At 32.5% G+C, this 13,232-nt stretch carries 13 protein-coding genes; 11 read left to right on the top strand and 2 right to left on the bottom strand.

The genetic code is table 11. The annotated features are described in order from the left end of the window. Positions 1-405: 405 nt before the first annotated feature. The 8 genes from truA (at position 406) to ACHRVX_RS14455 (ending at position 8,503) form a co-directional block, all read left to right on the top strand. Positions 406-1,140, top strand: coding sequence for a tRNA pseudouridine(38-40) synthase TruA (gene truA, locus ACHRVX_RS14420; RefSeq protein WP_395333377.1), 735 nt, complete (start codon positions 406-408; stop codon positions 1,138-1,140). A 71-nt stretch (positions 1,141-1,211) separates the two neighbouring features. Then, a complete protein-coding gene (locus ACHRVX_RS14425; protein ID WP_395333379.1) occupies positions 1,212-2,966 on the top strand; it encodes an ABC transporter ATP-binding protein in 1,755 nt (584 codons plus the stop codon). Positions 2,967-3,146: 180 nt separating this feature from the next. Further along, on the top strand, positions 3,147-3,440 hold the full coding sequence (locus ACHRVX_RS14430; RefSeq protein ID WP_395333381.1) for a ubiquitin-like protein: 294 nt from the start codon (positions 3,147-3,149) through the stop codon (positions 3,438-3,440). 288 nt (positions 3,441-3,728) lie between these two features. Continuing rightward, a complete protein-coding gene (locus ACHRVX_RS14435) occupies positions 3,729-4,019 on the top strand; it encodes a ubiquitin-like protein (protein WP_395333383.1) in 291 nt (96 codons plus the stop codon). Between the two features lie 360 nt (positions 4,020-4,379). Then, positions 4,380-4,670: a ubiquitin-like protein gene (locus ACHRVX_RS14440; RefSeq protein WP_395333385.1), complete on the top strand. Its 291-nt coding sequence runs from the start codon at positions 4,380-4,382 to the stop codon at positions 4,668-4,670. A 453-nt stretch (positions 4,671-5,123) separates the two neighbouring features. Beyond that, positions 5,124-5,708 (top strand): NUMOD4 domain-containing protein, encoded by a 585-nt coding sequence (locus ACHRVX_RS14445; protein ID WP_213298848.1) that lies wholly within the window; start codon positions 5,124-5,126, stop codon positions 5,706-5,708. A 448-nt stretch (positions 5,709-6,156) separates the two neighbouring features. Continuing rightward, positions 6,157-7,545 carry a dihydrolipoyl dehydrogenase gene (gene lpdA, locus ACHRVX_RS14450; protein WP_395333388.1) on the top strand — a complete coding sequence of 463 codons (1,389 nt, stop codon included), beginning with the start codon at positions 6,157-6,159 and terminating at the stop codon, positions 7,543-7,545. 208 nt (positions 7,546-7,753) lie between these two features. Further along, positions 7,754-8,503: a DUF2314 domain-containing protein gene (locus ACHRVX_RS14455; protein ID WP_395333390.1), complete on the top strand. Its 750-nt coding sequence runs from the start codon at positions 7,754-7,756 to the stop codon at positions 8,501-8,503. A gap of 128 nt (positions 8,504-8,631) precedes the next feature. On the opposite strand, the gene ACHRVX_RS14460 is transcribed toward ACHRVX_RS14455, so the two are convergent. Next, entirely contained in the window at positions 8,632-9,783 is a 1,152-nt protein-coding gene (locus tag ACHRVX_RS14460; protein ID WP_395333392.1) for a thiol-activated cytolysin family protein, read from the bottom strand. A gap of 33 nt (positions 9,784-9,816) precedes the next feature. Then, positions 9,817-10,662: a hypothetical protein gene (locus ACHRVX_RS14465; protein WP_395333394.1), complete on the bottom strand. Its 846-nt coding sequence runs from the start codon at positions 10,660-10,662 to the stop codon at positions 9,817-9,819. 614 nt (positions 10,663-11,276) lie between these two features. On the opposite strand from ACHRVX_RS14465, the gene ACHRVX_RS14470 reads away from it, so the two are divergent. The 3 genes from ACHRVX_RS14470 (at position 11,277) to ACHRVX_RS14480 (ending at position 13,201) form a co-directional block, all read left to right on the top strand. Then, the gene (locus tag ACHRVX_RS14470; protein WP_395333396.1) at positions 11,277-11,456 is read left to right on the top strand and encodes a SymE family type I addiction module toxin; all 180 of its coding nucleotides are present in this window, start codon (positions 11,277-11,279) and stop codon (positions 11,454-11,456) included. 52 nt (positions 11,457-11,508) lie between these two features. After that, positions 11,509-12,414, top strand: coding sequence for an arginase family protein (locus ACHRVX_RS14475; protein ID WP_395333398.1), 906 nt, complete (start codon positions 11,509-11,511; stop codon positions 12,412-12,414). Between the two features lie 184 nt (positions 12,415-12,598). Continuing rightward, the gene (locus tag ACHRVX_RS14480; protein WP_395333400.1) at positions 12,599-13,201 is read left to right on the top strand and encodes a carbonic anhydrase; all 603 of its coding nucleotides are present in this window, start codon (positions 12,599-12,601) and stop codon (positions 13,199-13,201) included. Positions 13,202-13,232 lie beyond the last annotated feature (31 nt).

Raw genomic sequence — 13,232 nt, forward strand, 5'->3', positions numbered from 1 at the left:
AAGGTACAAAGGTTTTTTTTAAGGTTCTAAGATGCTAAGTTGCTAAGATGCTCAGTTTTTTTGTTGAGACGTGCTGTTTTATTCCTTTTTGGGTTCTGTAGTTTGGCAAATCATGTCCTTTTATCCGTTCGACAAACCCGACAGGTTTTAAAACATCTCTGGTTTACTATGCGTAAAAATTGGCGGTTCTCTCCCTCACGTGAGACGCACTGCTGTGCACCTCTACGATATGGCATATCAAAATTCATTGTCCCTATGAATCTCTGAACCTTTGTTCCTTTGAACCTCTAAGCCTTTGAACCTTAAAAAACCTATAAAGAAAAACTCAGCATCTTAGCACCTCACAACCTTAGCAACTTCAAAAAAACCTTTGTACCTTTGCCCTTAGAACCTCTGCACCTTAAAATGAGATATTTTATTCAATTCGCTTATAACGGAACACATTATCATGGCTGGCAATTTCAGCCCAATGCCTCTTCTGTTCAGGAAACTTTAAACAAAGCTTTTTCGGTTTTATTAAATGCTCCTATTAATATAATGGGTGCAGGAAGAACAGATACGGGTGTTCATGCGCAGGAAATGTACGGTCATTTTGATTTTGAAAATACTATTGATATTCCGAATTTAGTGCACAAGCTGAATTCGTATTTACCAAAGGACATTGCTGTTTTTGATATTATTTTGGTTCACGATGATGCACATTGCAGATTTGACGCGACAAAAAGAACGTATGAATACCACATCAATACTGTTAAAAATCCGTTTTTGAAGGAATTGAGTTGGTATTTTAACCAAAAATTAGACGTAGATTTGATGAATCAAGCGGCCGGAATCTTACTGAATCATAAGGATTTCCAGTGTTTCTCAAAAGTAAATACAGATGTCAATACTTTTGACTGCACTATTTTTGAGGCCTTTTGGAAACAGGAAAACAGCAAGCTTATTTTTACCATATCGGCAAACAGGTTTTTACGCAATATGGTTCGTTCTATTGTGGGAACTTTGGTAAACATAGGTTTACATAAAATTTCTCTTCGTGATTTTGAAAATATCATTGCTAGTAAAAGCAGAGAAAAAGCCGGGTTTTCGGTTCCGGCACATGGATTATATTTAGCCGAAATTAATTACGATTACATATAGCAATAAGCTGTAGGCTATAAGCATTAAGCCTATTGCCTAAAGCCTATAGCTTAAAGCATAGAAAAAATATAATGAAAGCAAAAGCATTTGATACCGGATTATTCAAACGAATTTTAACTTATACTAAACCTTATAAATGGCGCTATTACGGCGTTATTCTTTTTGCTGTTTCCCTTTCGATTTTTGCGGCACTTCGCCCCTATTTATTAAAGCAAACGGTCGACGGCTATATCAAGACCCATGACAAGGAAGGTTTATTGATGTACATCGTTTTAATGGGCATTGTACTTATCTGCGAAGTTTTCTCTCAGTTTTATTTTGTGTATTGGGCAAACTGGCTGGGTCAGGATATTGTGAAGGATATCAGGACCAAGCTTTTTAAGCATATTTTGAGTTTCAGGATGAAATATTTTGATTTGGTTCCGGTGGGACAATTGGTAACCAGATCAGTATCAGACATTGAATCTATTGCACGTATTTTCAGTCAGGGTTTGTTTATGATTATAAGCGACTTGATGAAAATGCTGGTGGTGCTTATTTTTATGTTTTACATGAATTGGAAATTAACCTGGATTGTAGTTGTTGCAATGCCAATTTTGGTTTTTATTACCAGAATTTTCCAACGTAAAATGCAGGTTGCTTTTGAAGAAGTTCGTACGCAAATTGCCAATATGAACTCGTTTGTTCAGGAACGTGTTACGGGAATGAAGATTGTGCAGCTTTTTAACCGCGAGAAAATTGAAGCCGAAAACTTTAAGGAAATCAATAATAAACATAGAGTTGCGTGGATTAAAACGATTTTGTACAACTCAATATTTTTTCCAATTGCTGATATTATTTCTTCGATTACTTTAGGATTGGTTGTGGTGTATGGCGGATTCAAAATTTTGAACGGAGATCACTTCACGACTTTTGGAGATTTATTTTCATATACAATGTTTATTGGGATGCTGTTTAATCCGCTTCGTCAGATTGCGGATAAGTTCAACGAGATGCAATTAGGAATGATTGCTGCTAATCGTGTTTTTGATATTATTGATACGCAGGATCATATTCAGGATACAGGAACGCTTGAAGCTCCTGTTTTCGACGGAAGTATTGAATTTGCTAACGTTCGTTTTAGTTATATTCCAGAGGAAGAAGTGATAAAAGGAATTGATTTATCGGTAGCTTCGGGACAAACAATCGCTATTGTAGGTTCTACAGGCGCAGGAAAGTCGACGATTATTAATTTACTGAATCGCTTTTACGAAATCAATAGCGGAACTATTTTTATTGACGGTCAAAACATTGAAAATTATACCTTGGCATCTTTAAGAAAACAAATTGCAGTAGTTTTACAGGATGTGTTTTTATTTGCCGATACTATATACAATAATATCACTTTGCATAATCCTGAAATTACGCGTGAGAAAGTCCTTGATGCCGCCAAAAAAATTGGTGTGCACGATTTCATTATGAGCTTGCCTGATAATTATGATTTTGATGTTAAAGAACGTGGCGTAATGCTTTCGTCAGGACAACGCCAGTTAATCGCTTTTTTACGATCATATGTTAGTAATCCTAGCATTTTGATTTTAGATGAAGCCACGTCGTCAATTGATACTTATTCTGAAGAATTGATTCAGCGCGCAACAGAAACGATTACAAAAGGAAGAACTTCAATAATCATTGCACACAGATTAGCAACAATCGTTAATGCTGATAAAATTGTGGTAATGGACAAAGGCTTAATTGTGGAACAGGGAACACATCAGGAATTATTGACCAAAACTGATGGCTATTACAAAAACCTATACGATTCACAATTTTCAGTAGCTAATTAGTTTTACGAAATTTCCTATATTACTAATCCTTAGAACCTTACAAACATTTAAATACTAAAAACACGATCTTTTATTATTTTTAGGGAAAAATGAAATTCAATATAACTCCGTAATTTTACTTGTATTCTTACAAATAAATAAGTAAGTTTGAAAAACAAATAATCATTTTAAAAAAAACCTATGAAAAAAAAATTATTTTTTATCGTTTTATTTTTAGCCTTTTCGGTTAATGCTTTCTCCATGCAAATCATGATGAGAGTTGTTGGTTCTCTACAAACTATTACTCTTGAAGTTGAAAGTTCTGACACTATTGATACTGTAAAGCAAAAAATATTTGACAAAGAAGGAATTCATGTTAATTGCCAAAGGATTATATTTGCAGGTAGACAACTTGAAGACGGCAGAACCTTAAATGATTATAACATTCAAAAAGAATCCTATCTATATCTGATTATTAGCAATCAATGTGATTAATATTTTTTTTATATAGAAAACAAAAGACAATTTTAAAAAGTGTAAAGATTAAAAATAAAAGGGTTTGACTTTAAATTTGAACCCTTTTTTTGATATGACAGTAGAATTAGCTTTAAGAAAATTCCCTACATCCTTTAGGCTCAAAATCTTACAAACGCTCAAATGCTAAAATTACTTTCATTCATTATATTTAAGGTTAAGTGAATTTGCACAACCCTTTAATTCCACTTGTATTCTTACAAATAAATAAGTACGTTTGAAGAATAAATAATCATTTAAACAAAAACCATGAAAAAAAAATTACTAATTATTTTATTTTTAGCCTTTTCTGCTAATGCGTTCTCCATGCAACTTTTTATAAAAGTTGTGGGGAATGGAAAAACCATAACCATTGAGGCTGAACCTTCTGATACTATTGATAATATTAAGTCTAAAATATTCGACAAAGAAGGAATTCCTGTCCACTGCCAAAGGCTTATATTTGGAGGAATACAAATTGAAGACAGCAGAACATTATCTGACTATAACATTCAAAAAGAAAGCACAATATTTTTGGTTCTTAGCAATCCTTGCAATTAATTGTTTCTCAAAAAAAGATGACAATATTAAATACATTTTAAACTGGATGTGATACACTTATTATTTCGGTTTCAAATTCAATATGAAAACCAAAAGACACTTCTAAAAAGTGTGCAAGATTAAAAATAGAAGGGTTTGACTTTAAAGCTGAACCCTTTTTTTTGATATGACAGTAGAATTAGCTTTAAGAAAATTCCCTATATTCTTTAGGCTCAAAATCTTACAAACGCTCAAATGCTAAAATTACTATCATTCATTATATTTAAGGTTAAGTGAATTAACGAAACCCTATAATTTCACTTGTATTCTTACAAATAAATAAGTACGTTTGAAGAATAAATAATCACTTAAACAAAAACCATGAAAAAAAAATTACTAATTATTTTATTTTTAGCCTTTTCTGCTAATGCGTTCTCCATGCAACTTTTTATAAAAACTTTGACTGGAAAGATCATAACCATTGAGGCTGAATGTTGGGATACTATTGATAACATTAAGCAAAAAGTATTTGATAAAGAAGGAATTCCAGTCGACTGCCAAAGATTAATATTTGCAGGAAAACAACTTGAAGATGGCAGAACATTATGTGATTATAACATTCAAAAAGAAAGTACTATACATATGGTTTTTAGAGAGCTTCCTTGCAACTAATTGTTTCTTAAAGAAAATGACAATGTGTTTTAATATATTGTAAAATGGATTTGATACACTTATTACTTCGGTTTCAAATTCAATATAGAAAACCAAAAGACACTGTCCTGTAAAGTGTGTAATTTAAATAAATGGGGTTGACTTTTAATTAAGTTGAACCTCATTATTTTTATCAGGGATTCCGATTCTTATACGATTTCGTTTTTAAACATCTACAGTCGAATATCTTTTAAAACCATTGGAAGAATAAGAGCAAAGCCGACTAATGTTATAAAAATCTCTACAATTCATAATTTTCAGTAGCTAACTCCATTTTCAAATGCTAAAATATTTCTTAAAAAAGTTAAATTAGCGTTATAGGAATCATAAATGTAAGATCTACGCGAAATTATGTAACATCTAAGGTTTTTGAATTTTTTATATTTGAGAATATATAATCAAATGTAAAAGAAAATGCCACAAAACAGATTTTATCCTAACGAACAGTTTAAAGAAATAGAAATAAATGCATCACTGCAACTTAGATATGCAATTTCAAATAAAGGCCGATTAATAAGCTTTTCTGATGAAATTCAAAACGGACGTATCCTAAAAGGCGGTTTGAGTGATGGCTATCCAACTTTTAGATTTAAGGTAAAAAATGACGATAAAATTGTCAATAAATATCTTTTTTTATACAAATTAGTTGCCCAATATTTTATTCCTAAAACATCTGAAGAACAGACTTATGTACTTCATTTAGATTACAATCGCAGCAATGACGATGTGAACAATTTACGCTGGGCTACAAAAGCCGAAATGATGGCGCACAGTCGTAAAAGTCCGCGCGTGATCCAGGCGAAAAAGAACCTGATTGAACACAACTTAAAAGCCGACGGACGAAAATTAACCACTACAAAAGTGATGTTAATCAAAAAGATACTTTCAAGACCCGAACAAACAACACGCTTAAAAATGATCGCAAAACAATTTGGCGTAAGCGAAATGCAAATCAGACGTATTGCCAGCGGTGAAAACTGGGGACACGTTAAGGTGTAATTGCTTATTTGTTTATTTGTGAAATGTTAAAGGTAAAATGTGAGATGTACGATATTTAATCAACATCTCACATTTTGCCTTTTTTACTTTTTTACTTTTACATTTTTACCTTTCACATCTTACTTTTTACATCTTACTTTTCACATCTTACTTTTCACATCTCACATTTTCACATCATACTTTTTCACATCTTACTTTTTTACATCATAACTACTACGAATTACTAAAAGCAGAATGTTAGATTTAGGATATTCAATCAGAGATCTCACATTTTACCTTTTTACTTTTCTCACATTTTCACATTTTACCTTTTTACTTTTTTACATCTTACTATTTTTTTAAAATAAATCCTTAAATTCGCAATCACAAATAACAAAAGAAAAAATCGGAAAATGAGTTTCGGAATTATAAACTTCATTTTCGGTATTTAATACTAAAAACCAAACAAATGAAATACGACGTTATTGTTTTAGGAAGTGGTCCCGGCGGATATGTAACAGCTATCAGAGCTTCACAATTAGGCTTTAAAGTAGCTATAGTTGAAAAAGAAAATTTAGGTGGTGTATGTTTAAACTGGGGATGTATCCCAACAAAAGCATTACTAAAATCTGCTCAGGTTTTTGATTACTTAAAGCACGCTTCTGACTACGGTTTGAAAGTTTCTGAATTTGATAAAGATTTCCCTGCAGTAGTTCAACGTAGCCGTAATGTTGCTGACGGAATGAGCAAAGGAGTTCAGTTCCTGATGAAAAAAAATAAAATCGACGTTATCGAAGGTTTTGGAAAACTTAAACCAGGAAAAAAACTTGACGTTACAGATAAAGACAATAAAGTAACTGAATATAGCGCTGACCATATTATTATTGCTACCGGAGCTCGCTCTCGTGAGTTACCAAACTTACCACAAGATGGCGTAAAAGTAATAGGTTACCGTCAGGCAATGACATTACCAACACAACCAAAATCTATGATTATTGTAGGTTCAGGAGCAATAGGAGTTGAATTTGCACATTTTTACAACTCAATGGGAACTGAAGTTACTATTGTAGAATTTATGCCAAACATTGTACCTGTTGAAGACGAAGACATTTCGAAACAAATGGAGCGTTCAATGAAAAAAGCAGGTGTAAAAATCATGACTAATTCATCTGTAGAGAAAATTGATACTACAGGAACTGGCGTGAAAGCAACTGTAAAAACAGCAAAAGGAGAAGAAATTCTTGAAGCTGACATCGTACTTTCGGCAGTTGGAATCAAAACTAACATTGAAAACATAGGTCTGGAAGAAGTTGGAATTGCTGTTGACAGAGATAAAATCTTAGTAAACGCTTACAACCAAACTAATATTCCCGGATATTACGCAATTGGAGACGTTACTCCCGGACAAGCTTTAGCTCACGTAGCATCGGCAGAAGGAATTAATTGTGTTGAAAAAATTGCTGGTTTACATGTAGACCCAATCGATTACGGAAACGTTCCTGGTTGTACTTATGCAACTCCGGAAATTGCATCTGTAGGGTTAACAGAAAAACAAGCTAAAGAAAAAGGATACGAATTAAAAATTGGTAAATTCCCATTTTCTGCTTCAGGAAAAGCAAAAGCAGCTGGTGCGTCTGACGGATTCGTAAAAGTAATCTTTGATGCTAAATACGGAGAATGGTTAGGATGTCACATGATTGGTGCAGGTGTTACAGATATGATTGCTGAAGCAGTTGTAGCACGTAAACTGGAAACTACAGGTCATGAAATCCTAAAATCTATTCACCCACACCCAACAATGAGCGAGGCAGTTATGGAAGCTGTAGCCGATGCTTACGGCGAAGTAATTCACTTGTAAAACATATTTGTAGAAACGCAGATTCCTGCATTTTTACAGGTTATATATAATTTTCAATTTAAAAAATCCGATTTGTGAAAGCAAGTCGGATTTTTTTTGACCTGTTATCTTCGTAAAACATTCATAAATCAGTCAAAATTGCTTTTCTGTTTGTAGTAAAAAAATTATATTTACTTATATGAAAATAATTATTATAAAAATATAAGCCATGGAAAATACACCCATATTTTTTGCCGACGGAGAAAGTCCAAAAATGATTGACGCATTTAAAAAAGCACAGGAAACTTTTAAATATTTCTGGAGAGAATTATCATGGGAATATCGCCGAATTGTTCCTGCTCTTGATGTTGCCTGCGTAAAACTAGCATTTACACAAGAAATAAATAATGATACCATTGTTGAACATATGTGGATTAACGACATTAATTTTGATGGCGAAAAAATAAAAGGAATATTAGTAAATGATCCTGACGAATTAACAAATGTAGCTAATGGTGATTATGTGGAGATTCCGTCAAACCAAATAAGCGACTGGTTATTTGTAACTCAGGACAAAACTTACGGAGGTTTTACAATTCAGGCCATGCGATCTGAAATGAGCGAAACCGAAAGACAAGAACACGACGCTGCCTGGGGATTAAATTTTGGAGATTACAATGACATTCTCCTTGCTTATGAGCAAAAAGAAAATCCCGAAAATTTAATCGAACACCCAATGAGCATCAACATGAAGGAAAGTCTTCTTGAATTTGTAAAATCAAACCCAAACGAACTTACGGCACAAGATGAACTGGGATATACATTTTTACACCGCGAAGCAATTGCAGGAAACAGCACAATTGTAAAAGTATTATTAGAATCCGGCGCAGATAAAAATGCCAAAACCTACAACGATAAAACGCCTTTGGATTTTGCCAAAGAACTAAAATGGAATCACGTAATTCCAGTACTTGAATAATATTATTTTTTTTTAATACAATAAGAAATCTATGTGTTAAATAAGTTGAATCCAATAAAAAATGAATAACAATAAAAAAGTCCGGTTTGCCTTCGCAAATCGGACTTTTTTTAAAATGAATTAACGTATTAGTTTGCTTTTAACTCTTTAAATTGTTCACTGTACATATCTTTAACTTCAACCTCAGTATTATCTTTTAACCTGCGTATTTTGTATGATATTGGAGCAGATGACGAAACAAGATCCGAAGAACTTGGAGCTTGTAAAAAACTTACAAAACTATTGTAATCCGTCACTTTACCTCCTAAAGCTAAAGGTCCGCCTACAATCATAATCTTTACCTTATTTTGGGCAAATAATTTTTTAAACTCTTCAGAATAACTTACATCAACACCAATGTCAACAACTTTTAATGCCACACCTACAGATGCCTTAACCATCATATTGTTATAAGATTCATCTTTATTAGTTTCGATTAATATATAAGCAACTCTGCCATAATCAACATTGCTAACATATACAGGCTCATGAGTTCCAAAATTATTCATATTGATATCTCCATCAATCCAGTCTGTATAATATTTTGGATCAATAGTCATACTATACAAGCGTTGTCTCACTTTTACCATTACATAATTTTTAGTAGTGCTTGCGCCGCTATTTTGCGTATAACCAAAATTTGCTTTCACCATACCGCCCAATACGTTTACATTTAAATGCGCATCAAGTGCTTTTTTAAAACTATTTTCGGTTGTAATTTCATCACTTTGATATTCGTAATATGTTGGCACAGCATTGTAATCAATTAGTCCCTTATTTTTACTTACTAATCCATTTATAACTGTATTTACTTCACTAGGAATAGGTAAAGTTTGTGCACTAACAGATAAATCCCCTCTTAAAGACATGGATAGCACAACAGGTTTAAAAGCGTTTTTAAGAACTAACGGATCATAAACCGCATTCATAAAACTGGAGCCACGCAAAATACTTCCCGGATAAATTACATCCAGATTAGCTTCGTTTATAATTGACAAAGGCGAAAGCGTAGTTTGTTTTTCAACTTCGGTCAAATAAACATATTCGTTATTACCCGTTGTAGGATTTAGTTCCTGTAATCCGGTTTTTTTAGAGCTTATTACATTATCCGGTTTCGTTGCAAAAACTACAGGCTGTAAATTTTCTAAACTCCCGCTGGTATCATCATTTTTATCATCACTACTACAAGCAGTAAATAGTAAGGTACTAAAGGCGAGAGCAAAAATTAGATTTTTTTTCATTTGGTTTTTCATGATAGTTACTTTAAAAAATTATTATTTCTGTTTAATATTCAAATTGTTATATGAAATAATGTTATCAGGTCCACTATTTCTTTTTTGCGTAATTTTAAGTTCAGCTAATATCCAGTCAGGCACTATTTGCGCACCTTTTTCAGTATTTACTTTTTTACTAAATGTCAATACAGTATTTACAGCAATATCTCCATCATACTTTTCACCATTATAAAATGCTGTATAAGTATTTTTGCTAGAATCGTTGTTTGTTAAGTAAGTGTCGTTAGTTTGATCTCCATGGTCAATCGTAAATTCATAATAACGACTGTGCTTTGAGTTCGAAAACATAGTAGCATTATCCGTTTGTTGATTACGGGTGTAAACATCAATTTTTACTGCAGAAAATAGCATTTCCTGTGAAGATCCTGCAACATATTTGTTCAATTGCATCTTGCGAAGCTCGTATTGATGCACGAAATTTCCCGGTTTTAAAACCGAAATAAAAAACGAAGAATTGGCTTTTGTAATAATAATGCTGTCTCGTGTTTTTTTCACAAGAATACTGTCTTTCACAGACGAAGACATATTTATTGAAGGTGTTTTTATTTCTTCCTGAAAATTATAGTCAACTTTATTTTGTTGATGCGCAGTAGCATTTATAGTAATTGGTTTTAGAACATAAACTACATCTGCAGAAGAATCGAAGTCTTTGATTTTGACGTCAAATTTTAACCCTTCTCCTACTTGAATATTGTTCCAAACCGCACGTTCAGTACTTTTCGATAAAGTAAAGTTGGCCTCATTGTGCTGAATAATTTCAGATGAACTATTGTCCTCACTACAAGAGGCAAGACCAACAAGCATAAAAATAAGATATTTCTTCATGTTAAAAATTTTAACAAAGAAATATCTTAAGAAATCATCTTTTATACCTTAAAAGTTTTTAAAGTAATAAAATAGGGTTTAATTTAAGGAAGTGAAAAAATGAGTTTTTATAAATTGTCACATAAATATAAACACTTTAAAAACAAACAATTAGCAACCTATAAATTGTTTTAAATTTTAAAAAATGCACTTGTCATATTATTAGATGACAACATTCTTATTTATTTGTCTGAAATTTGCTTCATCAGGGATAGAAGCTAATGTCATTAAAAAAAAAGGATAAAAAAGATTTAATATTTTAGATTTTAGATGTGAAACAGCATAGAATCGACAATTATATTATTTCATGACAATTACGATTTGAAAACTTACTATTTGTGCCGTTAGGCACTAAATATTGGTAGTTAATATGAAATGGAATAATATAGCGTGCCGTAGGTACGCAATAGTTGTCATTTGTTGCGTACCTACGGCACGCCAACATACTTCTAATGTATATTAACTACCAATATTTAGTGCCTGACGGCACATTTCAACTTTTGCTTTGAATTACTTATAATTACAAACAAAGCTTAACATAATGATATTGGGATAGAAGCTAAAAGACTTAGACAATGAAAGATTCAAGAAAACTAAAAATCCATACAAAATTTAAAGGTGAATATGGCAGCACAAAAATTCCGATAATAAAACTGGAAGGTAAATGGCTCAAAAAATTTGGCTTTAACGAAGGGCAAATGATAAGCGTAAAACAACAGCAAAATAAGCTGACCATAACAATCGAAAAAGAATAGAAACGATATCTTCAACTAAAATTTAATAACTTTATAACCAAATCTAAAAGTTATGAAAGAAATATGCATTGTTGAATTTCCGTCAAATTTAGGTTTAAAAGAACCTCAACCCGGCAAAGAACCTGGCGTAAAAAACTTGCCTGACTGGTTCTGGAAACACAATTTGCACAAAGCTATTTCAAACAATATCATCAGGCTGGATCCACCAAAATACTCTAATATTAAAGATGTTGAAACGCAAATTCTCAACGCAAATTCATTAGTTGAATATGCCAGAGAACAAGCGTATTTAATCAACAATTTACTTACTCAAAATAAATTTCCGTTTATCCTTGGCGGAGATTGCAGCATACTTTTAGGAACAGCAATTGCATTAAAACAAAAAGGCAATTACGGATTATTTTATCTTGACGGACATACAGATTTCATGGATATTTCATTATCTGAAACCGGCGGCGTTGGCGGAATGGCAGCTTCAATAGTAACAGGAAACGGACATGAAAAACTGACCAATATTCTTAATTTATCGCCTTATATTAAAGAGGAAAATCTTTGGTGTGTAGGAAATCGTGAATACGATGATCAATACGAAAATGAAATCAGAAACTCTTCTGCCACCTATTTAAGCCTTCATGAATTGAGGAAAAAAGGTGTTTTAAACTGTGTAAAATCTTTTCTTCAGGAAGTTGAAACCAAAAATCATGACGGTTTTTGGCTTCATATTGATGTTGACGTTCTCAACGATTCCATAATGCCGTGCGTAGACAGTCGAACTCCGGACGGTCTTACTTATGAGGAATTCAACAAACTTACCTCCTTTTTATTTCAAAGCAATAAACTTAGCGGACTTGAAATAACAATTCTTGATCCGGATTTAGACACAACCGGCGAATACACAAAAAACTTCGTAACTAATTTAACCTCAACATTCAACACATTCAGAAATACCATTAATTGATATAAAAAAGACTTCTTGTGGCACATTTTAGAGCAAAAGCAAAATAATTTTGCAGAGTTCTAAAATCAAAACAGAACGTCAAACAAATACCAATTAAATATTTCGAAAAATGAAAACAAAAATTGCAATCCTAATACTTATAATTTTTTCTATTGTTAGTTGTAAAAAACATCACGAGAAAAAAATGATAGACGCAGAAGTAAATAAAAGTTCAAATCCAATAGAAAAACTAAATTCTGGTAATCAGCGTTTTATATCCGAAAAAACAATTCATCCACATCAAAACAAAAAATCTGTTTTAGCCAATCAGGATAGCCAAAAACCGTTTGCCGTAATCATAACATGTTCTGATAGCAGAGTTTCTCCCGAAATTGTTTTTGATCAGGGAATTGGCGATTTATTCGTCATCCGCAATGCCGGAAATTTAATTTCAGATATTGATATGGGAAGCATCGAATATGCCGTAGAACATCTGGACACAAAATTAATCGTCGTTTTAGGTCATACAGAATGTGGCGCGATTAAAGCTTATATCAATGATAAAGACGGCGCTTACAAAAAACATTTTAATCATATTGATAACATTGTTGAAACGATATCTTTAGAAAATGAAGAAATCGAAGCCGATAAAACAACACCAAAAGCAACAAATTATTTAGGTGCTATTGATGCCAATATCAAACATTCATTAAAACTAATTCAGGACAATCCTATTATAAAAGAGCACAAAATAAAAGTCGTTCCCATGTTATACGATGTACATACAGGAAAAGTAATTCCGTTATAAATTAGAATAAAATCTAAAAACAAAAATCCGA

The organism is Flavobacterium sp. FlaQc-47, from assembly GCF_044006475.1.
Lineage (GTDB): Bacteria > Bacteroidota > Bacteroidia > Flavobacteriales > Flavobacteriaceae > Flavobacterium.